This is a genomic window from Nonomuraea aurantiaca (genome assembly GCF_020215705.1).
Taxonomy (GTDB): Bacteria; Actinomycetota; Actinomycetes; order Streptosporangiales; family Streptosporangiaceae; genus Nonomuraea; species Nonomuraea aurantiaca.
This window is the reverse complement of sequence record NZ_JAIWNB010000001.1, coordinates 1,198,106-1,222,041: the sequence shown is the minus strand read 5'-3', so window position 1 is coordinate 1,222,041 and position 23,936 is coordinate 1,198,106. Positions and strand designations below refer to the sequence as shown.

The 23,936-nt window shown below is 71.7% G+C and carries 21 protein-coding genes; 9 read left to right on the top strand and 12 right to left on the bottom strand.

The window, feature by feature from the left end; genetic code table 11:
* Nucleotides 1-114: 114 nt before the first annotated feature.
* The 3 genes from LDL49_RS05525 to LDL49_RS05515 all read left to right on the top strand — a co-directional run bounded on the left by LDL49_RS05525 (nucleotide 115) and on the right by LDL49_RS05515 (nucleotide 5,011).
* On the top strand, nucleotides 115-1,662 hold the full coding sequence (locus LDL49_RS05525) for an AMP-binding protein (protein ID WP_308016076.1): 1,548 nt from the start codon (nucleotides 115-117) through the stop codon (nucleotides 1,660-1,662).
* A gap of 1 nt (nucleotide 1,663) precedes the next feature.
* Nucleotides 1,664-3,070: a DHA2 family efflux MFS transporter permease subunit gene (locus LDL49_RS05520; protein ID WP_225289787.1), complete on the top strand. Its 1,407-nt coding sequence runs from the start codon at nucleotides 1,664-1,666 to the stop codon at nucleotides 3,068-3,070.
* A 156-nt stretch (nucleotides 3,071-3,226) separates the two neighbouring features.
* Nucleotides 3,227-5,011, top strand: coding sequence for a glycoside hydrolase family 2 protein (locus LDL49_RS05515; RefSeq protein ID WP_225289786.1), 1,785 nt, complete (start codon nucleotides 3,227-3,229; stop codon nucleotides 5,009-5,011).
* A gap of 37 nt (nucleotides 5,012-5,048) precedes the next feature.
* Here LDL49_RS05515 and LDL49_RS05510 read toward each other — a convergent pair whose 3' ends face one another.
* The 3 genes from LDL49_RS05510 to LDL49_RS05500 form a co-directional block, all read right to left on the bottom strand.
* A complete protein-coding gene (locus tag LDL49_RS05510; RefSeq protein ID WP_225289785.1) occupies nucleotides 5,049-5,921 on the bottom strand; it encodes an ACT domain-containing protein in 873 nt (290 codons plus the stop codon).
* A 165-nt stretch (nucleotides 5,922-6,086) separates the two neighbouring features.
* Entirely contained in the window at nucleotides 6,087-6,290 is a 204-nt protein-coding gene (locus LDL49_RS05505) for a cold-shock protein (protein WP_030475722.1), read from the bottom strand.
* 284 nt (nucleotides 6,291-6,574) lie between these two features.
* Entirely contained in the window at nucleotides 6,575-7,378 is an 804-nt protein-coding gene (locus LDL49_RS05500; protein ID WP_225289784.1) for an SAM-dependent methyltransferase, read from the bottom strand.
* A gap of 186 nt (nucleotides 7,379-7,564) precedes the next feature.
* Here LDL49_RS05500 and LDL49_RS05495 point away from each other — a divergent pair, with 186 nt between their 5' ends.
* The 3 genes from LDL49_RS05495 to LDL49_RS05490 all read left to right on the top strand — a co-directional run bounded on the left by LDL49_RS05495 (nucleotide 7,565) and on the right by LDL49_RS05490 (nucleotide 9,082).
* Nucleotides 7,565-7,813 (top strand): SCO4226 family nickel-binding protein, encoded by a 249-nt coding sequence (locus LDL49_RS05495; protein ID WP_225289783.1) that lies wholly within the window; start codon nucleotides 7,565-7,567, stop codon nucleotides 7,811-7,813.
* A gap of 269 nt (nucleotides 7,814-8,082) precedes the next feature.
* Nucleotides 8,083-8,175: a hypothetical protein gene (locus LDL49_RS59060; protein ID WP_372470335.1), complete on the top strand. Its 93-nt coding sequence runs from the start codon at nucleotides 8,083-8,085 to the stop codon at nucleotides 8,173-8,175.
* The gene (locus LDL49_RS05490; protein WP_225289782.1) at nucleotides 8,162-9,082 is read left to right on the top strand and encodes an ATP-binding protein; all 921 of its coding nucleotides are present in this window, start codon (nucleotides 8,162-8,164) and stop codon (nucleotides 9,080-9,082) included. Before LDL49_RS59060 ends, LDL49_RS05490 begins: the two co-directional genes overlap by 14 nt.
* Here the strand turns inward: LDL49_RS05490 and LDL49_RS05485 are convergent.
* The 8 genes from LDL49_RS05485 to LDL49_RS05450 form a co-directional block, all read right to left on the bottom strand.
* Nucleotides 9,048-10,988, bottom strand: a complete 1,941-nt coding sequence (locus LDL49_RS05485; RefSeq protein WP_225289781.1) for an ABC transporter ATP-binding protein — start codon at nucleotides 10,986-10,988, stop codon at nucleotides 9,048-9,050. The two genes, LDL49_RS05490 and LDL49_RS05485, sit on opposite strands and share 35 nt — an antisense overlap.
* The gene (locus LDL49_RS05480; RefSeq protein ID WP_225289780.1) at nucleotides 10,985-13,918 is read right to left on the bottom strand and encodes a type 2 lanthipeptide synthetase LanM family protein; all 2,934 of its coding nucleotides are present in this window, start codon (nucleotides 13,916-13,918) and stop codon (nucleotides 10,985-10,987) included. Before LDL49_RS05480 ends, LDL49_RS05485 begins: the two co-directional genes overlap by 4 nt.
* Nucleotides 13,919-13,924: 6 nt before the next feature.
* On the bottom strand, nucleotides 13,925-14,167 hold the full coding sequence (locus LDL49_RS05475; protein WP_225289779.1) for a DUF6229 family protein: 243 nt from the start codon (nucleotides 14,165-14,167) through the stop codon (nucleotides 13,925-13,927).
* 116 nt (nucleotides 14,168-14,283) lie between these two features.
* Nucleotides 14,284-15,474, bottom strand: coding sequence for a bifunctional 3-oxoadipate enol-lactonase/4-carboxymuconolactone decarboxylase PcaDC (pcaDC, locus tag LDL49_RS05470; RefSeq protein WP_263654687.1), 1,191 nt, complete (start codon nucleotides 15,472-15,474; stop codon nucleotides 14,284-14,286).
* Nucleotides 15,475-15,482: 8 nt separating this feature from the next.
* A complete protein-coding gene (locus LDL49_RS05465; RefSeq protein ID WP_225289777.1) occupies nucleotides 15,483-16,934 on the bottom strand; it encodes a lyase family protein in 1,452 nt (483 codons plus the stop codon).
* The gene (locus tag LDL49_RS05460; RefSeq protein WP_225289776.1) at nucleotides 16,924-17,415 is read right to left on the bottom strand and encodes a dioxygenase family protein; all 492 of its coding nucleotides are present in this window, start codon (nucleotides 17,413-17,415) and stop codon (nucleotides 16,924-16,926) included. The genes LDL49_RS05465 and LDL49_RS05460 overlap by 11 nt, the downstream gene beginning before the upstream one ends.
* Nucleotides 17,412-18,080, bottom strand: a complete 669-nt coding sequence (gene pcaH, locus LDL49_RS05455; RefSeq protein WP_225289775.1) for a protocatechuate 3,4-dioxygenase subunit beta — start codon at nucleotides 18,078-18,080, stop codon at nucleotides 17,412-17,414. Before pcaH ends, LDL49_RS05460 begins: the two co-directional genes overlap by 4 nt.
* Nucleotides 18,081-18,099: 19 nt before the next feature.
* The gene (locus LDL49_RS05450) at nucleotides 18,100-19,254 is read right to left on the bottom strand and encodes a 4-hydroxybenzoate 3-monooxygenase (protein ID WP_225289774.1); all 1,155 of its coding nucleotides are present in this window, start codon (nucleotides 19,252-19,254) and stop codon (nucleotides 18,100-18,102) included.
* An 80-nt stretch (nucleotides 19,255-19,334) separates the two neighbouring features.
* Between LDL49_RS05450 and LDL49_RS05445 the strand changes: the two genes are divergently transcribed.
* The 3 genes from LDL49_RS05445 (at nucleotide 19,335) to LDL49_RS05435 (ending at nucleotide 22,100) form a co-directional block, all read left to right on the top strand.
* Nucleotides 19,335-20,084: an IclR family transcriptional regulator gene (locus LDL49_RS05445; RefSeq protein ID WP_225289773.1), complete on the top strand. Its 750-nt coding sequence runs from the start codon at nucleotides 19,335-19,337 to the stop codon at nucleotides 20,082-20,084.
* A gap of 76 nt (nucleotides 20,085-20,160) precedes the next feature.
* The gene (locus LDL49_RS05440; protein ID WP_225289772.1) at nucleotides 20,161-21,243 is read left to right on the top strand and encodes a Gfo/Idh/MocA family protein; all 1,083 of its coding nucleotides are present in this window, start codon (nucleotides 20,161-20,163) and stop codon (nucleotides 21,241-21,243) included.
* Entirely contained in the window at nucleotides 21,240-22,100 is an 861-nt protein-coding gene (locus tag LDL49_RS05435) for a DUF6807 domain-containing protein (protein WP_225289771.1), read from the top strand. Before LDL49_RS05440 ends, LDL49_RS05435 begins: the two co-directional genes overlap by 4 nt.
* Here the strand turns inward: LDL49_RS05435 and LDL49_RS05430 are convergent.
* Nucleotides 22,097-23,863: a thiamine pyrophosphate-dependent enzyme gene (locus LDL49_RS05430; RefSeq protein ID WP_225289770.1), complete on the bottom strand. Its 1,767-nt coding sequence runs from the start codon at nucleotides 23,861-23,863 to the stop codon at nucleotides 22,097-22,099. The two genes, LDL49_RS05435 and LDL49_RS05430, sit on opposite strands and share 4 nt — an antisense overlap.
* Nucleotides 23,864-23,936: the final 73 nt, after the last annotated feature.

The window sequence follows — 23,936 nt, the reverse complement described above, 5'->3', positions numbered from 1 at the left end:
GGCGTCCGCGGGGCGCCTGATGGAAGGCAGGCGAGCGTGACGGACACACATGAGGAATATCGGCGCAACGGTTGGTGGCGAAGCACGACTTTCCTGGATGACCTTCGGCATCATGTGACGGAATTTCCCGACAAGCCTGCGCTTATCAGCCGGCGCGTCGCCGAAGGCCATACCGACGTCGTCAGCTACGCGGAGCTCGACCGGCTGACCGACCGGATCGCCCACGGCCTGATCCGGCTGGGCGTACGGCCGGGAGACTACATCGCTGTCCAGTTACCCAATCGCCGCGAGGTGCTGCCCCTGACGCTGGCCTGCATCAAGATCGGCGCCCGCATCGCACCGCAGTTCCCCATCTACCGGCATCGCGAGCTCGACTTCATGATCCGGCTGACCGAGGCGCGCGTCTTCATCACCGTGAACCGCCTCGGTGACCTGCCGACCGCCGAGACCGCGATGACGCTCGCGAGCGAGATCCCGGCCCTGGAGCACGTCGTCGTGCTCGGCGGCGACGGCCCGGCCGGGTCCATCGGATTCGAGGAGCACCTCCTCGACCCCGAACCCGGTGACCCCGCGGACCTGGCCGGGCGCGCGCTGGGTCCGGACGATCCCTTCCTCATCCTGTTCACCTCGGGGACGACCGGAGAGCCCAAAGGCGCGCTGCACAGCCAGAACACCCTGCATGCCGCCATCCGCGGCTACGGGGACGCGTACGGCCTGGACGACAGCCTGGTCATCATGACGGCGCAGACCTCCATGCACTATGTGGGCCTGGTGATGACGTATCTGCAGGCGTTGATGCTGGGCGGCACCGCGGTCACGGCCGACATCTGGAACCCCGGCGTCTACCTCGACCTCATGGCAGAGCACGGCGTCACGATGTATTACGGCACGCCGCCCTTCGCCCGGGAGATCAGCGAGGAGCAGAAGGCCAACCCGCGGAAGATCCCCACTCTGCGGATCTTCGTGTCCGGCTCGGCGCCCGTCCCGCCGCACCTGGTGGAGCAGGTGAGCGAGATTCTCGGAGTACGGGTGTACGCGCTATGGGGCATGACCGAGAACGGCGGCGTCACCATGACCCGGCCCGAAGACCCGCCGGAGCGGGCGGGCGAGAGTGACGGCACCGTCGTGGTGGGCATGCAGGCGCGCATCGTCGACGAGGAGAACCAGCCGGTCCCGGCCGGCGAGATCGGCGCGTTGCAGGTACGCGGCGCGGCCCAGTGCCTCGGCTACTACCGGCGCGAGGAGATCTACGCCAAGTCGCTCACGCCGGACGGCTGGTTCGACACCGGCGACCTGGCCCGCGACGACGGGTACGGCGGCGTGCGCATCTCCGGCCGGACCAAGGACATCATCATCGCCAACATGTGTCTCAAGCTGCCGGTGAGCGACATCGAGGCGCTGCTGGGCAGGCACCCCGCCGTCCGCGACATCGCACTCATCGGCATCCCGGATCCGAAGCTGGTCGAGTTGGTGTGCGCCGTCGTGACGCCGGCCGGCGAACCGCCCACGCTGGATGATCTGCGGACGCACCTGAAGGACGCCGGCGTGAACAGCTGGTTCTGGCCCGAACGCCTCGAAGTCGTCGAGGCCATGCCGCGGACCGTGACCGGCAAGATCCGAAAGGTCGAACTCCGCGAGCGGTTCGGCGCGGCTACCAGCTGAGGTGCGCGGATCCCGGGCGCTCCCCCTGGCGGTGCTGTGCGGGAGCGCCTTTCTGGGTGCGATCGACGTACAGCTGGCCAACATCGCCTTCCCCGACATGCTCCGCAGCTTTCCGAGCAGCGGGCTGCCCGAACTCTCGTGGGTGTTCAACGGCTACGCGATCACGTTCACGGCGGCGCTGCTGCCGGCGGGCGGCCTGGCGGACCGGTTCGGCTACCGGCGGGTCTTCCTCGCCGGGCTGACGGTGTTCGTGGTCGGCGCCGCCCTGTGCGCGGTCGCCCCCTCGGCCGGCATCCTGATCGCCGCCAGGGTCGTGCAGGGCGTGGGCGGCGGCGTGATCACCCCGCTGACGCTCGCGCTGATCCTGCCGTACTACCCGCCGGAACGACGGGGCACGGCGATCGGCCTGTGGAGCGCGACGCAGTCGGTGGCGACCGCCTCCGGGCCGTCGCTCGGGGGGCTGCTGGTCGCCGTCTGGGACTGGCGTACGGTGTTCTTCCTCCACCTGCCGGTCGGGCTCGTCGTGCTGTTCGGCGCGTGGCGGACCCTGGCCAGGACGCCGCCGTCCGCCCCGTCACGGATGCCGGACATCGTCGGCCTGGTCCTGCTGGTGGCGGCCATCGGCCTGCCCTCGCTGGCCATCGTGCAGAGCGACGCGTGGGGTCCGGGCAGCCCGGGTACGATCCTCGCCCTCGCCGCCGGTGTCCTCGTCGGCGTGCTCTTCATCCGGCGGGCGCGCTCCCACCCCGCTCCCATCGTGGACCTGAAGATCCTCCGGGCACGGGGCACCCAGCGGGCCAACCTCGCGATGTTCCTCCTCGGGCTGGTGATGTTCGCCCTTCCGCTGGCCAACATCCTGTTCCTCACCAAGATCTGGGGATACTCCGAGGCCCAGGCGGGGCTCGCCGTCACTCCCGGCGCGGTCGTGCAGGTCCTCACCGCACCGCTCGCCGGGCGGCTGGCGGCGCGCACCGGGCACCGCAGGCTGGCGTTGGGCGGGGTGGTGCTGCTGTCGCTCGCCACCGGCTACCTGGCGCTCGCGGCGGGGGGCGGCCAGGCGTACCTCTCGGTGGTCCTGCCCGCGGTCGTCGCGACCGGGATGGGCGTCGCCGTGCTGGTCAACGCGCTCAGCGGTGCCGCCGTCGCCGAGATTCCGCCCGCCCGGCTGGCCACCGGCACCGCCATGTCCGTCACCTCGCGCGCCTGCGGGGCGGTCATCGGCGTCTCCGCGCTCGTGCTGGTGCTGTCGGGGGATCGCCTCGGCTCGACCGCCGCCTACCACGGTGTCTGGGCGACCATGCTCGGGCTCTGCGCCCTCATCGCGGTCGCCGCCTCGGGGCTGCGCAGCCCCGAGGCACCCGCTACGGCCGGCGCGGGCCGGCGCGAACCCGGCTCCGAGCCGCCGTGACCCTTGGGCGCCGTGGTCTTCGCGCGGGCCTGCTGGAAGAGTGATCCACGACGTAGGTCGCCGCTCTCGAGAAAGGCCCAACTCGTCGTGACGGAAGCGATGCGCCAGGCAGTGCCCTCGGCCCTTCCCCGCCCGGAATACCCTCGGCCCGCCCTGATGCGTACGGACTGGCTGAACCTGAACGGCGACTGGCAGTTCGAGATCGACGCCGGCGATTCCGGCCTCGAACGCGGGCTGGTCGAACGTGAGCTGTCGGGCCGGATCACCGTGCCCTTCGCCCCGGAGAGCGAGCTGTCCGGCGTCGCGAACGTCGATTTCATGGAGGCGGTCTGGTACCGGCGGACGGTCCGCGTCCCTGAGGCGTGGGCCGGTCGCAGCGTGCTGCTGCACTTCGGCGCCGTCGACCATGACGCGACCGTCTGGGTCAACGGGCACGAGGTCGTGCGGCATCGGGGTGGCTTCACCCCGTTCACAGCCGATCTCACCGGCGTCGCCGCACCGGGCGAGGACGCCGTGATCGTGGTCCGCGCCCGCGACAGCCGCCACAGCCTCCAGGCGCGCGGCAAGCAGTCGAGGGAGTACGCCAACGCGGGCTGCCTCTACACCCGGACGACGGGAATCTGGCAGACCGTGTGGCTGGAGCCGGTCGGCGGCGTGCACGCCCGTGAGGTGCGGGTGGTGCCGCAGCTGGCCTCGCCCGGCTTCGACGTCACCGTCCTGCTGCCGGCCAACCGGCCGGGCCATCGGGTCCGGCTCCGGCTCACCGAGACCTACGATCACGACACCAACCGTCCGGCCGGCGCCGTCCTGGCCGAGGCGGGGGTGCGCGCCGATCTCGACCTCTCCCCCAGGCTCACCCTGCGGCTGCCGGAAGGCGCGGTCAGGCCGTGGTCGCCGGCGGATCCGCACCTGTACGGGCTGAGCGTCGAGATCCTCGACGCGGCCGGGGTCGTGGTCGACGAGGCCAGGTCGTACGCGGGGCTGCGCTCGGTCTCGATCGACGGTAACCGGTTACTGCTCAACGGCCTGCCGGTGTTCCAGCGGCTCGTACTCGACCAGGGGTATTGGCCGCAGTCGCTGATGACGGCCCCGAGCGACCACGCGCTCGCCCACGACATCGAGCTGGGCATCGCGGCGGGCTTCAACGGGGCCCGCCTCCACCAGAAGGTGTTCGAGGAGCGATACCTCTACCATGCGGATCGGCTGGGCTATCTGGTCTGGGGAGAGTTCGGCGACTGGGGTGTCGACACGTCCGGACCGGCCGGGGACAACCAGCGGCCGACGGCGTCGATGGTGACGCAGTGGCTCGAAGCCGTGCGCCGCGACCTGAGCCATCCGTCGATCGTCGGCTGGTGCCCGCTGAACGAGACCTCGCAGATCCTGACGGACCGGATCACCCAGCTCGACGACGTGACGCGGGCGATGTGGCTGGCGACGAAGCTCGCCGACCCCACGCGTCCCGTTCTGGACGTGTCGGGCTACGCGCACCGCGTCGCGGAGACCGACGTCGTGGACTCGCACGACTACGAGCAGGACCCGGCGGTCTTCGCCGCGAACCACGCGGGCCTCGCCTCCGGGCGGCCGTTCATGAACACGAGCCCGGATGGCCCGATGTCCGCGGCCTATCGGGGGCAGCCGTACTTCGTCAGTGAGTTCGGCGGCATCTGGTGGGTCGCGGGCACCGAGGAGGGCGGTGATGCGCTCGATCGGTCGTGGGGGTACGGCGTTCGTCCGGCCGGTGAGGAAGAGTTCTACGTACGGTTCGGCGGTCTCGTCACCGCGTTGCTCGATAATCCGGACATGTTCGGCTATTGCTACACGCAGCTCACTGATGTGTTCCAGGAGCAGAACGGCATCTATACCTTCGATCGCTCCATGAAGCTCGATGTCGGAAGGATCCGCGCGATCCAGGTGAAGCCCGCCGCCGTCGAACGGCGGTGACGCGTACACGAGGCAGCCTTGGCTGAGCGGTCGGCATTCAGTCGGAGTAGCGCCGCTGTCTCACGCTGGCGGCCAGTGCGGCGGCTCTGGCCGCCTCTGCCGGGGTGAACGGCAGAGCGGGGCGGCTGACCAGGAGCGCCCGTTCGGGATGGACGGAAATCACCAGAGTGGTGCCGGACTCGCCGCTGTCGGCGAGGGTGTCTCCGGGGCGTCGCCACTCGACGTCCGCGGCGCGCAGCAGCTCCGCCATCGCATGGGGCAGCTGCTCCGGGTCGTCGCTGACGGCATGGGCCAGGACGAGGGCCTGGACACCGGGGTCGACCAGGTCTTTGACGTAGGCGCGGACGATGATGATGTCGAGTCCGCCGGCCTTCTCGACCGCCGACCGCAGGACTTTCTCGCTCAGCTGCGTGGGCGCCTCGACGACGAACTCGTCCAAGGCGGCGCAGCCGGATGGAGAGATCGCGCTGCTGCCCGTCGCGGCGATGTGCAGGGCCAGCACGTTGCAGTCCAGCCTGGCGAACGCCGTGGCCAGCTCCGCCAGACGGCCCGGCCGGTCGACCACCCGCGTGCGGATGCGCCACAATTTCATCGGCCGGCCTCCCTCGATATCGATCACCTCGGCGGCTTGGCGCTCGGTTCCCCATCGTCTGCGGCCTTCGCGGCCCAGGCGTTTGCGGCCGGGTCGTCGGTGGGCCAGGCGTTTGTGGACGAAGGTACACGCGATGAGCCCCGCACCGAGGGTGATCAGCACCGCGGGGCCTGGGGCGGAGTGCCCCATAAGAGTGGCGAACAGGTGGGCCAGACCGACCGCGACGAAAAGCACCGCCAGTTCTATGACCTCACGCTTCCACGAGGCGGCGGCCTGTTCAGGAGTGTGCGCCCGATCTACGTCTTTCGCATCGCTCATGCGGACAGGCTGGCAGTCCGCTGTTTCGCAACCACGCGACGTGCGGTTTCACCGACATTAACCCTGGCCCGGGGCAGCCGGGCTCGCGGCACACGCCCGCAACGCGACGAGCCGGGGCCCGCACCTCTTCAGGTGCGAACCCCGGCTCGTTGTGCGTGACTAGCGTCAGGCGGGAACGATGTTCTCGGCCTGCGGGCCCTTCTGGCCCTGCGTGATGTCGAAGCTGACCTTCTGGCCTTCCTGCAGCTCGCGGAAGCCCTGGGCAGCGATGTTGGAGTAGTGGGCGAAGACGTCGGCGCCGCCGCCGTCCTGCTCGATGAAGCCGAAGCCCTTTTCAGCGTTAAACCACTTCACGGTGCCAGTCGCCATGTCGATCTCCTCTAGGATAGGCGAAATAATCAGAACCCGCAGGTCACGGGCCCCACGTCGCCGAAATGACCCATCCGGAAATGACCGGCAAACAAAATGCGCCTGAGGGCTACGTCCCGTCAGGCGCACACAAAGTTCATTTGGGTACCAGAACTGCAACTAAGACGAGCTTACCATGCCTCCCGCGCCAATGTGTCGACCCCCGCATCGGCGCGCCGCTCACGGTCGGCGGAGGCGGATGGCAGCGGGGCGAGACCCCTGCCTGGCCCACCGATGCCGGCGGGTCAGGGCTTCCGGGCGATGCCGCCGTACATGAGCCGCTGGCCGACGCTGAGCACGTCGGGGACGGTGTCCTCGGGACGCCACAGGGGCAGCGGGACGACACCGGGCTCGACCAGCTCGTACCCGTCGAAGAACGAGGTGATCTCCTCGGGAGTCCGGAAGCGGCCGGTGCCGAGCAGCGCGAGGAACTTCTTCTCCGCGTCACGCGCGTCCTGGGTGGCGGAGCAGAAATGGGTGATGAAGACATAGCTGCCGGACGGGACCGCCGCCATGTAGGCGTCCACGATGCCCTTCGGGTCCTCGCTGTCGTGCAGGTGGTGCAGGATGCCGACCAGCATCACGCCTACCGGCCGGTCCAGGTCGATGAGCCGCTGGACCGTCTCGTCGGCCAGGATCGACTTCGGTTCGCGCAGGTCGGACGTGACCACCCCGGTCCGGTCGTTCTCGGCCAGGATCGCCCGGCCGTGGGCCAGCACCATCGGGTCATTGTCGACGTAGACCACGTGCGCGTCCGGGTCGGCCCGCTGCGCGACGTGGTGCGTGTTCTCCACCGTCGGCAGGCCGGAGCCGAGGTCGACGAATTGCGTGATGCCGCGCTCGACGAGAAAGCGTACGCCCCGGCCGAGGATCTGCCTGTTGTAGGTGGCCACATCGTAAATCTCGGGGACGACTTTCACGATCTCGGCGACGAACGCGCGGTCCACCTCGAAGTTGTCCTTGCCGTTGAGCACGACGTCATAGGCCCTGGCGATGCTGGGCCGGGTGGTGTCGATGCCATTTGCCCACAAGTCCGAATTTTCGGCCACGGTGGACTCCTCGTGAGATCGGGAACCAGTCGCAATGATCATAAGACCGCTGAATAGCCATAGGGCGGGAAAGGCGGGAGGCGGGCGTTCCCTGACATGCCATTTGAGGAATCTTGGGGTGATTGATGACTTATGTCGGATCTAGGCTGAGAGGGTCTTGCGCCAGATGTCTACAGGAGGAATGCCATGACGAGGTTCATGGATGTCCACCACCACATGGTGGGCATCACGGACGAGCAGCTCCGTGAAGCGCACGAGGCCGACCTCGCGATCCAGGGCGAAGAGGGCGTGTCCTTCATGCAGACCTGGGCGGATCCTGAGGAGGGTGTCATCTACTGCCTGTCCGACGCACCGAGCGCGGAGGCCGTACAACGCATTCACCAGCGCTCGGGCCACCCCGCCGACGAGATTCACCCCGTACCGCTGTCGCTCTGATCACCCTCCAGGAGCAGGTCCCGGAGGGCTTTGGCGGCGCCGCTCAGGAATCCGTGGCGTCGTTGGATGAGAACGACCGGGATCGAGAAGGCGGCCTCTGCGATGTCAGCCGCGTAGCCGCCGGGTGAGGCTGGTGCCGGCGAGAGTGCCGACGAAGGCGAGGACTGCCTCTCCGGTCCGTCCGCCGCTGAGCTCTCGGACCGAGTCGATGCTGTCCCGCATGACGGTGAGCAACCCGGTGCCGCGTCGTCGCCGGGGGCGCGAACAACGTGCTCGCCGAACCCGGCCTCGCCGACGCGCTCGCCCGAAGAGGCATCCTGTACGCGCCGGACTTCCTCGTCAACGCCGGTGGGCTGGTGTAACTTCCTCCAGCCGTTCACCGACGCGTTGACCCCACCGGTCACCCGTCTCGCCGGGTCCGTGCTCCGCGACATGGTGGGTGATGGGGCGGAGGCGCTGGCCAGGCTGATCCCGGAGGCCGCGCCGACGCTGCGCCAGGGGCGCCACGGCACGGTCGGGGAGGTCGGGCGGCGATCGTCGTACGAGGCGGTGGCCGCGTTCCTGCGGGCTCTGGCGGCCAGGAAGCCGGTCCTGCTGGTGCTGGAGGACCTGCACCTGGCCGGGACGGCGACCGTCGAGCTCGTCCACTACCTGGCCCGCCGGGTCTCCGGCGGGCGCCTGCTGGTCGTCGCGACTGCGCGTTCAGGGGAGGGCGCGGCGGCGATGGAGGCGCTCGGGCGCGCGGCCGGCCGGCTGGAGCCGGGGCCGCTGCCCGCTCAGGCGGTCGCGCGGCTGGCCGCGCGGAGCGGTCAGGGCAGGTGGGCGGAGGACGTCTTCCGCCGTACACGCGGCCACCCGCTGTACGTCGTCGAGCTGCTGCGCGGCCTGGCGGCGGGTGAGCACGGGGTGCCGGCGGGGTTGAGCGCGGCGGTCCTCGCGCGGGTCCACCGGACCGGCTCGCTGGTGGAGCGGCTGCTGCGGGCCGCCTCGGTGTTCCGGGGCGCCTTCGAGCCCGCGTTGGCCGGCGAGCTGCTCGGTCTGCCGCCGCAGGTGGCCGCCGAGCTGTGTGAGCGCGCGCTGCGGGTGGGCCTGCTCGTGGTGACGGGCAGCGGGTACGAGTTCGCCGACGAGCTGACCCGGGAGGCCCTGTATTCCGCCACGCCCGTCCCGACCCAGCTGGTCTACCGCCGCCGCGCCGCCGACCTGCTCGGCCACCGCGGCAACAGGCCGGTGCTCAACGGCCGGAGCCACCGCCCCGAACCCCGCTGAGGGGGAGTTCGTCGGCGTACATGCGCGCCTGCAACTCGTACAGCTCCGCGTATCGACCGGATCGGGCGATCAGCTCGTCATGCGTGCCCTCCTCCGCCAGCGCGCCCTCGTGCAGGAGGTAGATCCGGTCGGAGTTGCGCACGCTGGCCAGCCGGTGCGTGATCAGGATGACGATCCGGCCGGTGGCGAGGCGGCGCAGTGACTCGTACACGGCGAACTCGGCCTTGGCGTCCAGCGGTGCCGTCGGCTCGTCCCAGATCAGTACGGGCGCGTCGCGGAAGACGCCGCGGGCGACGGCCAGCCGCTGCCACTGGCCGCCCGAAAGTTCCTGGCCGCCGCGGAAGTACTTCGAGAGCAGCGTCTGCCAGCCGTGGGGCAGGTCCGCCACCACGGTGTCGGCGCCCGCCAGCTCGGCCGCGGCGCGCAGCCCCAGGTCGCCGGGGTCGTCGCGGTCGTGGCGGCCGGCTCGGACGTTGGCGCGGGCGGTGTGCGGCCAGCGGATCGGGTCCTGGAGCACCATCATGATCCGGTCGCCGACGCTGTGCGGGTCCATCTCGCGGATGTCCACGCCGTCCCAGCTCACCTGCCCGGCCGTGGGCTCGTACAGGCCCGCGATGATCTTGGCGAGCGTGGTCTTGCCGGAGCCGTTCTCGCCGACGAGGGCGATGGTCTGACCGGCGCGGACGGTGAGGTCGATGCCGCGCAGCGCCTCGCGGCTCCCGCCCGGGTAGCCGAACCCGACGCCGCTCAGCGTGATCACCTCCGGCGCGGCGGGCGCCGTGCGGGTGGCCGCCGCGCGGCTCCTGGAGGCGGCGTCGTCGACGAACTCCTGGTAGTCCGCCACGTACATGCCCTGCTCCAGCAGCTGGTGCGCCGAGTGGACCAGCCGGCTGAGCGCGGCGTTCGCGGTGCGCACGGCTATGACCGCGCCGCCGGCCACCGCCAGCGGGATCCAGCCCGCCTGCAGCAGCAGGCCGAGCACGGTGAACGTGATGGCGGACATGAGCCCGGTGAGCGCCCGGCCGACGGTGCCGACGCGTACCTGGCCGGTCTTCACCCGTACCTCCTGGTCGCGCAGCGGGTCGGCCACCTCGGCGTACTCCCGCAGCAGGAAGTCCTCGGCCTGGCAGGCGCGGATCTCCGGGGCGGGCTCGCGCTGCGTGCCCAGCTCGGTGATCATCTGGACCCGGCGGTTCAGGGTGACCGTGCGGGTCATGTGCGCGTACGCCAGCCGGGCCGAGCGCTGCACCGTCCAGGCCGACGGGAGTACGCCCAGCACCAGCACCGGGAGCAGCGCGGCGTGCAGGACGGCCAGGCCGGTGAACGCGGCGGCGAACGCCAGCGCCGCGCCGACGAGGTCGACCAGGTTGTCCACGGCCCGCGCGAGGTGGAACAGGCCCCGGTCGCGCGCCCGCTGCATCCGGTCGTAGAAGCCGGCGTCGTCGTAGGCGGCCAGCTCGACGCGGAGCCCGGCCTCGAACAGCTCCCCCTCCGCCATCCGGCGCACCGCGGGCGTCAGCCGGGCGTACGCGGCCGCGATGGCCGTCTCGACCGCGCCCCGCAGCAGGTACGCCCCGCCGACGAGGAGGATCATGGGCAGCGCGGCCGCCATCACCTCCACGGTGGGGCCGGTGGCGAGCAGCCGTTCCAGCGCCCCCGTGGTGGCCAGCAGGCCGAAGGCCGTGGCGGCTCCCGACACGACCTGGAGCAGGACGACCGTGACGGCGTGCCGGGGCGCCGCCCGCGCCACGATCGCGAGCACCGCCCGGCTGGTGGCCGGCAGCCGCCGGCACATCCGCCAGAAGCCCATGTCGCCCGCATCGTCGAGTTGCCAGTAAGGCGACACCATCTGAGCGTCGGCGGACGCGCTGGAGACGGCTTCATCGGCATCGGCGGACGCGCTCAAGACGGCTTCACGGTGCTGGAGAGCGGGCCGGGGTCGGGCAGGAGCACCGACGGCAGTGGGCATTCGGGATGCATGCGGAGCAACTGGTACGCGACTCCGCCGAGCCCCGGCATCAGCCCCGGCACGAACGCGTCCCTGGCGAACCCGCTGACCGGCCCGTGCTCCTCCACACTGCCGAGCAGATGGGCCTCCAGACGGGGCCGGTCCAGCCCGCCCGCGCCGAGCCCCGCGGTGACGGCGAGGTCCAGCACCTCCCAGGCCCCGAAGTCGCCGTGGCACAGGGTGTGGTTCCAGCCGATGCCGTCAGCCTGGCTGGCCTGCGCCGCGCGCCGCAGCAGGTCGCGCAGCCGGTCCGGGTCGCCGCGGCCCTCCATGAGCTGGTCGGCCGCCACGACCGCGATCCCGACGGATCCGTGGCACCACGCCGCCCCGATCTGGTCCGGGCCGCGCAGGTCGCGCCAGCTGCCGGTCTCGGGGACGTACAGGGTCTCCTCGTAGGCGAAGGCGGCCTCGGCGACGGTCACGCAGTCGGTGTCGCCGGTGGCCGCGGCCAGCCGGGACAGCGCCCAGCCGATGCCGGTCGCCCCGTGGGCCAGGCCGCCGATGCCGTCGGGGAAGCCGTCGATCGTCCAGCACGCGGTGTCGCCGCGTATCTGTGCCGCCGACACCAGCTTGCGGCCGATCGTCCTGGCCAGGTCCCCCGCGTCGGCGTCGCCCGCGCTCTCGTGGAGCCGCAGCAGGGGCACCACCGCTCCCGCCATGCCGCGTACCAGGTCGAGTGACGGGTCGGAGTCCAGCGCCGCGGGCAGCTCGCGGACGAGGTCGGCCGACCGCGAGAACGCCTCGGCCGGCTCGATCACGCCGAGGCGTACCAGCAGCAGCCAGCCCCAGATCCGCGAGGCGAGCCCGAGGTAGCCGCCGGCGGGCGCGGGCCGTCGCGTCTTGATCTCGGCCCGGTCCTTGGCCCACTGCTCCTCCGCCATCCGCACGGTACGCAGCACATCGGCCAGCAGTTGCCCGACATCCGGCACCGGGTCGGCCCGTCCCGCCTCCATCTCGCGCAGGTAGCCCGCGAGCAGCACGGCGATGCCGGCCGCGCCGCCGTACATGTCGAGGCCGAGCGGCAGCACCGCCCATCCGGTCGGGTTGAGCACCGGCGCGATCCAGGTGACGGTGCCGTCCTCGGCGCGTACGGCGGCGTCGGACAGCGACCGCATGATGTCGGCCGCCAGCGCCCGCCGCCTGCGGTCCAGGTCGTCGGTGTTCAGTACGGCCGGGAGCAGGCGCCGCTGGTCGGGTACGCCGCCCTCGTTCAGGTACGCGCTGACCAGGGCGGACTGGATCACCTGGTGCTCCAGCGCGAGGTCGGCCGACCGCCACCGGCCCAGCGTTCCGGCGATCAGGTCCTGGGCGGGACCCCACTGGGTACCGCGCGGCCCGGTGAGCCGGCCAAGGCGCGGCGTGGTGGCGAAGAACGGCACGTCGCCGTCCAGCAGCTCCTCGACCTCCGCCTCGATCACCTCGGGGTCGTCCGGCCGGCCGGGAGCGTTGGCCGCCTGCCTGGCCAGCAGGTCCGCCGCGCGCCGCCGGGCGGCGGGCTCGTCGTGCAGCGAGTGCGGATGCCAGAGCATCCGCTGCAGCTCGGCGTAGCTCTCGGTGGACCTGAGCACGACCCGGACCGGCAGGTCGGCGAACTCGCCGAGCCACCCCGCCAGCTCGCCGCCCTCGTCGAGCTTCCTGAGCCGCCCGGTCAGCCGGGTGAACCCGTCGACCACCAGGTCCCAGTGCCTGCTCAGCACGGGCTCCGGGCTCGGGTGGTTGAGCGAGAGCGGGACGCGTACGGGCGCGAGGCCGATCCGCGCCTCGTCGGTGCCGAGACCGAGGATGACGGGCAGCTCCGTGACCGGCTGCTGGCCGGGCAGTGAGCCGATGGCGGACATGTCGACACCGCGCCAGCCGAGCGCCAGCCCCCGGCCCGGCAGCAGCCCGGTGCCCAGCACCGAGCCGCCGATCAGCGCGCCCGCCCGGTCCGCCGCGAGCCCGTAGCCGGAGACGCGCGTCGGCGGCTGGGGCGTGAACAGCGTCTCGCAGTCCACGACGGTCGGGATCGGTCCTGCGGCGATCAGGTTCTCGGCGTGCAGGTCGGTGCCGCCGATCAGCCGCATCACGGCCAGCCAGTGCCCGAGGTTGCGGTAGAAGCAGCGCATCTCCTCGTCATCGGCGCAGTACCGATGGGCGACGTGCTCGGCCCAGCCGTAGCCGTCGCCGCTCACCACGTCGGGGACCCTGATCCGGGTGTCCGCGGGCTCGTCGGCCAGCAGCCGGCTCAGCAGCCGCGCCGCGGCCAGGTCCACGGCGACGGACCGCGGCTTGTAGACGACCTTGCCCGCGGCGCACGTCAGGATCGCCACGCTCTGGCCGCCGCGATGGCTGTCGCCCGCGCCGAACTCGACGCTCACCAGTTCCCCCGGCTCACCCCCTTCGGGCTGCCCCGGCTCGCCCCCCTCGAGCGGCCGGAGCAGGGTCGTGAGCAGCGGCCGGTCGGTGGCGAAGCGGGAGGCCAGGCTCATCGCCGCCGCGCACCTGTGGCCGATCAGCCGTCGCAGGCGTGGGAGCAGGGTCGGATAGTGGCCGCCCAGCGACTCCCAGAACTCCGGGGTCGCCGCCTGGGACTCCCAATCCCGCCACCTGGCCTCCGGGTCGGCGCCGGTGAGCCTGCCGGTGATCCTGGCCGCGTTCAGCTCCAGGAGCAGCACCCGGTTGGTCCTCATGCGCACGGTGTTCAGCAGCGCCGTGGCGGCGCCCGCGTGTACGGCCCGGCGCTCCGTTTGCGCCAGGCCCGCGACGGACCCGAGCCGGGCCGCCAGTCGCTCCAGTGAAGGTTCGAGCAGGCGGTCCAGCACGGTGTCGCTTACGGTGTATTCCCCCATGTCAGATCAGCAGCACAAGCGCCCGGCGGAGGCGCTGCACGCGGTGCCGCAGCCGCCCTCGGTGAGGGGAGGGGGAGGCGGGTTGCAGCCCGACGCGGCGAGGATGGATTCGAGGGTGATGTCCGCTTCCGCGTACTCACCGCTGGCGAACAGCGGGCCCGCCGGGTTGCCCCATCCTTCGACGAGCTGCGTGCCGCTCCGCCAGCCGGCCACGATCCGGTCGGCCTGCTCCGGGGTCAGTTTGGGCATGAGATCGGTCCCTTCCTTGAGCCGAACAATCCGCTCAAGATGCTGCCAACCGACGTTGCAAATCCGTTGCAGCCGGGACATCGAGCACACGGCTTGCCGAGCGCGTGCTCGTGGGATCAGGCTTCTTCTGCCAGGACGCGCTGCGCGACGGCGAAGGCGGCGTTGGCGGCCGGGACCCCGCAGTAGATCGCCGTCTGCAGGAGCACCTCGCCGATCTCGTCGGGAGTCAGGCCGTTGCGCAGGGCCGCGCGCACGTGCATGGCCAGCTCGTCCAGGTGGCCGCGGGCGACCAGCGCGGTCAGGGTGACACAGCTGCGGGTACGGCGGTCGAGGCCGGGCCGGTTCCAGATCTCGTTCCAGGCGTAGCGGGTGATGAGGTGCTGGAAGTCGCGGGTGAAACCGGTGGTGGCGGCGACGGCCCGGTCCACGTGGGCGTCGCCGAGCACCTCGCGCCTGGTACGCATCCCGGCCGCGTGACCGGAGTCGCCGCCCAGGTGGCCGGCGATCGCGGACGTGACGGTGTCGGCCCGCTCCACGCTCGCCAGATGGGCCGCGTCAGGCACCACGCGCAGCAGCGCGCCCGGGATGCCTTGGGCCAGGGTGAGAGCCTGGTCCAAGGGCGTGGCCGGGTCATCGGCACCCGCGACGATCAGCGTGGGGGCGGTGATGGCGGCCAGGCGTCCGGTCAGGTCGCAGGAGGCGATGGCGGTGCAGCAGGCCGCGTACGACTCGGCGTCCACGTGTTCCAGCATGTCCGTCACCCAGCGGCCGTCGTAGCCGGCGGTGAACCAGCGGCCCGCCAGCACCGGGGCGAGCTGGGCCACGCCGGAGGCACGTACCAGCGCCGCCCGCTCCAGCCACGGCCCCGGCTCCCCGAACCGCGCCGACGTGCAGCACAACACCAGACTCCGCACCCGATCCTGCCGACCGGCCTGCTGCTCACCGGCTTCCTGCCGACCGGCCTGCCACCGACCCGGCTCCTGCTGACCGGCCTGCCGCTGACCGGCCGCGATCGCGGTGGCGATCGCGCCGCCGAGCGAGATGCCGCCGACCGCGAACTCTCCGTCCTCCGCGTCCCCCACGTCGTCCACCAGGTCCAGTACGGCCCGCGCCAGGTCGTCGATCGTCAGGCCGGAGGCGGCGGGGGCCGAGCCGCCATGGCCCGGCAGGTCGTACCGGAGCACCCGCCACGACCGGGTGAGCGCGCTCAGCTGCGGCCGCCAGATGTCGAGCGTGGTGCCGAGCGACGGCCCGAGAACCAGCAGCGGCGCTCCGGCGGGACCGTCGACGCGGTGATGCAGCTTCATGCTCACGATCACTTCCGGTAGTCGGCCGGGACGCGGCGCTCGCGGTAGTCGGCCAGGAGACGATCGACGAGTTCCGGCGCGGCACCCAGGTAGTCCTCGGGATCGAGCAGTTCCTCCGGCCCCTCCAGCGGGCCCGGACGGCTCAGCGCCTCGTCGAGGGCGTCGCGGCCGAGGTGGACCGCGAGCCGTTCCGACACGATGCGCCCGCCGGTCAGGCAGGCGTTCTCCCGCATCCTGTCGGGGAACACCTGAAGCCCGGCGATCAGCTCGGCGGCCGTCTCCGCGGCGCCGCCGGTCAGGCGCAGACATTCGCGCAGCGGCGACCACTCCGCCTGCCAGGCGCCCGCGGCCCGCTCGTGCTCCCCCGCCTGTCCCAGTAGCTGGGCGTACGCGGGCACCTGGAGGGCCGCCGACCGGATCAGCACCGACAGGGCCGGGTTGCGCTTCTGCGGCATGGCCGAAGAGCCGCCCCGTGACGACTCGGCCACCTCGCCGACCTCGGTCTGGGCCATGAGGATCACGTCGGTCGCCACCTTGCCGAGCGCACCCGCCGTACCGGCCAGGGCAGCGCCCAGCTCGGCGGTCACAGACCGCTCGGCATGCCACGGCGCGAGCGGAGCGGCCAGCCCGAGCTCCTCGGCATACAGCTCGACCAGCCGAAGCACCCGCACCTGCGCACTCTCGCCACCCCCGGGTTCGGCGTCGGCGGTGCGGGCGGTTTCGACGAGGGCGGCCAGGGTGCCGGCCGCGCCGCCGAGCTGGGCGGGCAGGCGTAGCGCGGCCAAGCGGTCGCGGGCGTGCAGGAGGCCGGTCAGCCAGCTCGCCGCCTTGAGCCCGAACGTCGTGGGGACCGCCTGCTGGCCCAGGGTGCGAGCCGCCATCAGCGTGCCGCGATGCCGCTCCGCCAGCCCGGCGAGGACGTCCATGGTCGCGTCCAGATCCGCCGCGATCAGGGCGACGGCACGCGCGGCGACCAGCATGGCGGCCGAGTCACAGATGTCCTGACTGGTGGCTCCCCGGTGGACGAACACGGCGGCCCCTCTGCCCCCAACGGCCTCTCGCGCCTCCCCAGCGCCTCCGGTAGCGGCGGCGGCTTCGGCTTGGGCGGCGGCGTTGACGGCTTTTCGCAGGTCGGCCACCAGGGGGACGACGGGGTTGGCGGCCTGCCTGGCTCGCTGGGCGAGGTCCGGTAGGTCCGGGGTGAACCCCGAGGCCACCCGGTCGATCAGGGCGGCCGCCGCGCCGGGGATCAGCCCCGCGCGGCTCTGCGCACGGGCCAGCGCCGCCTCGGCGTCCAGCATGGCGCGCAGCCAGGCCGCGTCCGACGTCACCGCCTCCACCCGGGTGCCCGCCCGCACCGGCGCCAGCAGCCCGCTGTCCGCAGCAGCCCCGCCGGAGGCCCCCTCAGAAGTCCCGTCAGCAACCCTGCCAAAAGCGGCGGCAGTCCCGTCAGAAGTCAAGGAACACCGTCTCCCCATCCCCCTGGAGCCGCACGTCGAACCGGTACCGGTCCCCCGACCCCGTCGCGATCAGTGTCCCCCGCCGTTCCGGCTCCAAGCCGTCCAGCAGCGGATCCGGCCGATCCTCCAGGTAGACGCGGGTCAGCAACGACCGCAGCAACCCCCGCGCGAACACCTGCAGCGACAGATAAGCCCCCTCAGGCCGCACTGTACGGAACCTAAACGAACCATCCGGAGCCGTCGCACAGCGCCCGAAGCCGGACACCTCCCCATCCCCTCGCAGCAGCGCGCCGCGGTCGCCGGTGCGGCCCAGCCAGAGTTCCAGCAGCGCGTCCGGCACCGGCTCGCCGGCGCCGTCCAGCACGCGGCCGGTCAGCATGATCGCGCCCGCGTGCCCGGCAGGCACCAGCTCCCAGTCGTGCGGGTACGGCAGCGCGTGGCTGAAGAACGGCCCCACGGTCTGGGAAGGCGTGGGGTTCATGAGGACTCCGTCGGGGTTCGGCCCAGCACGATGTCGAAGGAGTAGCCCAGCGACCATTCGGGCTCGGTCAGCTCCATGGAGAAGGCCGAGACGAGCCGTTGCCTGGCCGCTTCGTCGGGGATCGACTGGAGGATGGGGTCGAAGGGCATCAGCGGGTCGCCGGGGAAGTACATCTGCGTGACGAGCCGCTCGGTGAAGGCCCGCCCGAACACGGAGAAGTGCAGGTGCGCCGGCCGCCACGCGTTGTGGTGGTTGCGCCAGGGATAGGCGCCTGGCTTGATCGTGACGAACCGGTAGCGGCCGTCCTCGTCGGTGAGGCAGCGGCCGGCGCCGGTGAAGTTCGGGTCGAGGGGGGCGGGGTGCTGGTCGCGTTCGTGGGCGTAGCGGCCGGCGGCGTTGGCCTGCCAGAGCTCCACGAGCGTGCCGCGGATCGGTTTTCCGGCGGAGTCCAGGATGCGGCCCGTGACGGAGATGCGCTCGCCGAGCGGCTCCCCGGCATGCTGCCTGGTCAGGTCGGCGTCGAGCGAGCCGACCTCGTGGTGGCCGAAGACCGGGCCGGTCAGCTCGATCGCGTCGGGATCGGTCCTGAACGCCACCGGCGGCCGCGCGGGCGCGCGCAGGATCGTGCTGCGGTAGCCAGGGCTCAGGTAAGGAGGATGGGTCATGGCCGCCCTTCGAGGTTGATCATGGAAGCCCCACGTAGTTCTCCGCCAGCGTCGTGGCGGCCGCCTCCGAGGAGGTCACGTAGTCCAGGTAGGACAGCTGCAGCCGCCGCCCGTAGTCATCGTCGGAGTCGAACGTGTGCAGCAGGGTCGTCATCCACCACGAGAAGTGCTGGGCCCGCCAGACCCGCTTCAGGCACGACTCGGAGTAGGTGTCGAGCAGGTCGGCCGAGCCGGTGGAGAAGAACCGGTCCAGCGCCTCGGTCAGGACGCGCACGTCGGCCACGGCGAGGTTCAGCCCCTTCGCGCCGGTGGGCGGCACGATGTGGGCGGCATCGCCGGCGAGGTAGAGGCGGCCGTACTGCATGGGCTCGGCGACGAAGGCCCGCATCGGCGTGACGCCCTTGTCGAAGATCTCTCCGGTGTCGAGGGTGAAGCCGGGTACGGTCTCCAGCCGCGCCTTCAGCTCGGCCCAGATCCGCTCGTCCGGCCACTCCGCGACGGTGGCGTCGGGCGGGACCTGCAGGTAGAAACGGCTGACCGTGGGCGAGCGCATGCTGTGCAAGGCGAAGCCGCGCTCGGTCCTGGCGTAGATGAGCTCCTCGGACGAGGGCGCCACCCGGGCCAGGATGCCGAGCCAGGCGAAGGGATACTCCCGCTCGAACAACCGCAGAACGCCCGGCGGGATGGACGGCCTGGACACGCCGTGGAAGCCGTCGCAACCGGCGATCACGTCGCAGTCGAGCCGCTCGCCACCGAACGTCAGGTACGGCTCGGCCTCAAGCCCGTGCACGGCCACGTCCTCGATCTCGAACCGCACGTCGCCGCCCGCCTCCAGCCTGGCGGCGATCAGGTCCTTGACCACCTCCTGCTGGCCGTACACGGTGATGGACCGGCCGGGCACCAGCTTCTCGAAGGCGATGCGGCGGCCCTGCCCGCCGTACCTGAGCTCGATGCCCCGGTGCGGCAGGCCCTCGCGCAGCAGCCGCGCGCCGACGCCCGCCTCGACCAGCGTGTCCACCGTCCCCTGCTCCAGTACGCCGGCGCGCACGCGGCGCTCCACGTACGCGCGGCCGCGCTTCTCCAGCACCACGGAGGAGATGCCGCGCAGGTGGAGCAGGTGGGACAGCAGCAGGCCGGCGGGCCCCGCCCCGATGATCCCTACCTGAGTGCGCATGAGGGAAGCATCCTGCTTCGGCGGCCGATTGTTCGAGACGCCTCTTCCACTGAGCGGAAGAATTGTGCAGGATTTGCGATATGTCAGGCGGATCCCAGGGACGTACGGTGACGTCCAAGGTGCTCGCCATCCTGGGCGCGTTCGACTCCGGCCACCCGCAGCTCACGCTGACTGACCTGGCCAGGCGCAGCGGCGTGCCGCTGAGCACGGTGCACCGCCTGGTCGGCGAGCTGGAGGAGTGGCAGGCGCTGAGCCGCGCGCCCGACGGGCGGCTCCGCATCGGGCTGCGGCTGTGGGAGCTCGGCCAGCTCGCGCCCGCCAAGCTCCAGGACCTGGCCCATCCGTGGTTGCAGGAGCTGTTCGCGAGCACCGGCGAGAACGTGCACCTGGCCGTGCGCGACGGCCTGGAGGTCCTGTACGTGGACAAGGTGGCCGGTCGGCGGGCCGTGCCGATCGTGTCCAGGACGGGCGGGCGGCTGCCCATGCATCCGACGGGCGTCGGCAAGGCCCTGCTCGCCTACGAGCCCGAGTGGTTCGTCCGGTCGTACCTGGACCGCGTGCTCGAACGGCCGACCCCGCACACGATCACCGAGCCGGGGCGGCTGGCGCGTGAGCTGGCCACTGTACGCGCCCAGGGGTACGCGCTGACGTACGAGGAGATGACGCTCGGCTCCTGCTCGGCCGCGGCCCCGGTCCTCGTCGACGGCCGGGCCATCGCCGCGCTCGGCATGGTGCTGTCCTCCAGGCGCGCCCGCGAGCTCCCCCGGCTGGTCGAGCCCCTGCTGACCGCCGCGAACGGGATCGCCAGGGCGTGCGCCGCCACGCCGTAGCCACTTGCCCAGGAGTGCCCGCGCACCATAACGTGCTCCGGTAAGCGCTTTCCAAAGGTCCCCAAGGAGGTCGCCCGTGCCGTCCCCCCTGCGTGTCGCCGTCGTCGGCGGCGGCGCGATCGCGAGCTTCGCGCACATGCCCGCCTTCCAGGAGCTGTCCGACGACATCGAGGTGGTCGCCGTCGTGGACGCGACCGCCGAGCTGGCCCAGGCGTTCGCCGACCGGTTCGGCGTGCCGTACGCCTCGGACGACCTCGAAGGCATGCTCGCCGAGGTACGCCCCGACCTGGTCGACGTCTGCAGCCCGCCCTCCCTGCACGCCGCGCAGGTGGCCGCCGCGCTGCGCGCGGGCGCGTGGGTGTGGTGCGAGAAACCGCCGTGCCTGTCGCTGGCCGAGTACGACGCCATGGTCGCGGCCGAGCGGGAAGGCGGCCCGTACGCGGCGATCGTGTTCCAGCAGCGGTTCGGCTCCGGCGCGCAGCACCTGCGGCGGCTGATCGAGAAGGGCGCGCTCGGCACGCCGTACGTCGCGCACTGCCAGACCACCTGGTACCGCGACGACGCCTACTACGCGGTGCCGTGGCGCGGGCGCTGGGAGACCGAGGGCGGCGGCCCCGCGATGGGCCACGGCATCCACCAGCTCGACCTGCTGCTGGAGCTGCTCGGCGAGTGGAGCGAGGTACGCGCCATGGCGGCCAGGCTGGCGCGCGACGTCGAGACCGACGACGTCACGACCGCGCTGGTCCGCTTCGAGTCCGGCGCCCTGGCCACGGTGGTCAACAGCGTGCTGTCGCCGCGGCAGGTCAGCCACCTGCGCATCGACCTCGCCGACGCCACGCTGGAGCTGACCCACCTGTACGGCTACGCCAACGACGACTGGACCTGCACCCCGGCCGAGCACGCCGGCCCGATCGACTGGCCGCCCGCCGAGGACGAGCCCACCTCCCACCTGAAGCAGCTGCGGGCCCTGGTGGCGGACCTGCGCGCGGGCCGGCGGCCCCGGGCCAGCGGGCGGGACGGGCGCCGGTCGCTGGAGCTGATCACCGCCATGTACAAGGCGGCACTGACCGGCGGCACGGTACGCGCGGGCGAGGTGGGCCCCGGCGATCCCTTCTACCGCAGCCTGCACGGCGACACACCCGGATGGAGCCCCTCATGAGCGCGATCGTCTTCGAGGCGCACGGCGTGGAGCTGATGCGCTACGTCCACGAGCCCGACCCGCAGCCGTTCGAGGCGCCCAAGCCGTACGTCCACCCGCTGCGTACGCTGGCCGGTGACGTGGTGACCTCCTACCGGCCGCACGACCACCGCTGGCACAAGGGCCTGCAGCTGACCGCCTCGCACGTGTCCGGCCAGAACTTCTGGGGCGGCGGCACCTTCGTCCGCGAGGAGAAGCGCTACATCGACCTGGACAACAACGGCACGATGCGCCACGACACCCTCGACGTACGCGAAGACGGCCTGTCAGGGCAGCTGACCTGGCGCAGCTCGCGCGGCGAGCCCTGGGTGGAGGAACGGCGCGAGCTCACCGTCGAGGCGGTCGATCCGGCGAACGGCTCCTGGGAGCTGGTCTGGCACACGATACTCACCGGCCTGCGAGAGGAACCGCTGCGCTTCGGCAGCCCCACCACGCACGGCCGCCCGCTCGCCGGATACAGCGGCCTGTTCTGGCGCGGCCCGCGCTCGTTCACCGGCGGCGAGGTGCTCGGCCCCGACGGGATGGGCGGCGAGGAGATGATGGGACAGCGGGCCCGCTGGCTGGCCTTCCAGGGACGGCATGACGAGGTGGACCGGTCGTCCACGCTGGTGTTCGTGCCGGAGCCGGGGCCGGAGTCGCACTGGTTCGTGCGCAGTGGCCCGTTCGCCGCCGTCAACCCCTCATGGGCCTTCCACCAGGAGTTCGAGCTGGCGCGCGGTCAGACGATCTCCCGCCGCTACCGGATCGTGCTGGCGACCGGCTGGTGGGGCACCGAACGGATCGAGGAGCACCTGGCCAAGCGCCGAGCCGCTGACTAGTCGCCGAGCCGCTGGATCCGGTCCTTGAACAGGGTGGTGGCGATGGCGGCCCGGTGCGGCTGGCCCTTGATGAACGCCTGGGCGAAGCTCTTGGCCTGGTCGTAGGAGACCTTGGCGGGCAGGGGCGGCTCGTTCGGGTTCACCTCCACGTCCACCAGCGCGGGCCCGTCGTAGGCCAGCGCCTGCTGGATCGCGGACTCAAGATCGCCGGCCTTGGTGACCTTGACCCCGAACCCGCCGCAGCCCCGGGCCCAGCCGGCGAAGTCGCCCGCCGGTTCGGGGAAGCGCACGCCGTGCTCGGGGTAGCCGAGGACCATCTGCTCCCACAGGATCTGGCCGAGCGAGCGGTTGTTGTTGATGACGACCTTGACCGGCAGCCGCTGCTGGGCGGCGGTGAGGAACTCGGCCATGAGCATGGCGAACCCGCCGTCGCCGACGTACGCGATCACCTGCCGGCCCGGGTAGGCGTGCTGCATGGCGTTGGCGTACGGCAGGCCGGGCGCCATCGAGGCCAGGTTGCCCGACAGGTAGAACGCGCGCCCGCCGCGGATCGTCCAGTGCCTGGCCGCCCAGGTGGCGATCGTGCCGCTGTCGCAGGTCATGATGGCGTCGTCGGCGGCCAGGTCGTCGAGGACCGACACCACGTACTGGGGCGCGATGGGGTCGCGGTCGGCGTTCTCCTGCGCGTCCATGTCCTCACGCCACTTGACCATTTTCTTCTGATATTTCGCTAGATGGGCGTTCCCGTCGCGGGCGGAGAGCAGCGGCAGGAGGGCCCGCAGGCCCTCCTTGGCGTCGCACACGACCGGCACGTCGGTGGCGATCCGCGCCCCGGCCCTGGCGGGGTCGGCCTCCAGCTGCACGACCCGCGTCCCTCCCGGCTCCGGCAGGAACTTGGAGTAGGGGAAGTTGGTGCCCACCATGAGCAGAACGTCGGCGTCCTCCATCAGGTCCTCGCTCGGCCGGGTGCCGAGCAGCCCGATCCCGCCCGTCGTGTACGGCGAGTCGTCGGGGACCACCGCCTTGCCGGGCAGCGTCTTGACCACAGGCGCGCCGAGCGCCTCGGCGACCGCCAGCACCTCGTCCCTGGCGTGCAACGCGCCCGCCCCGACCAGGATGGCGGGCCGTTCGGCCGTGTTGAGCACCTCGGCCGCCCACTCGATGTCCTCCTGGCGGGGGATCCCGCCGGGCTCGAGGTAGACGGGCGCCGTCTGCGGGGTCCTGGCGGGCGCCACGTGCTGCCAGGGGTCGGCGTCCGCGTCGGCCACCTGCAGGTCGTTGGGCAGCGTGAGGTGGGCGACCCCGCGTCGCGCGTACGCGGTGCGGATCGCCACGTCCACCAGCGCCGGCAGCTGGGCCGGATTGGTGATCATCATGTTGTACTCGGCCACGTCCGCGTACAGCCGATCCAGCTGCACCTCCTGCTGGTAGGCGGTGCCCAGCACGGAGCTCTCCTGCATCCCGGTGATGGCCAGGACGGGAGCGTGGTCGAGTTTGGCGTCATAGAGCCCGTTGAGCAGGTGGATGCCGCCGGGGCCCGAGGTGGCCAGGCAGACGCCGATCCGCCCCGTCGCCTTGGCGTAGCCCGTGGCCATGAAAGCGGCGGCCTCCTCGTGGTGCACCAGGACGAAGCGCACCTTGTCGCGATGGCGTCGCAGGCCCTCCATGATGCCGTTGATGCCGTCGCCCGGCATGCCGAAGACGGTGTCGACGCCCCACTCGGCGAGCCGCTCTACCAGGGATTCCGCTGCTATGCGTGCCATGACAGCGGCTCTACCCCCGACTGGGGTAGGCAGACCCTTTGACCAAGCATGCGCTGAATTTCGTTGTCATTTC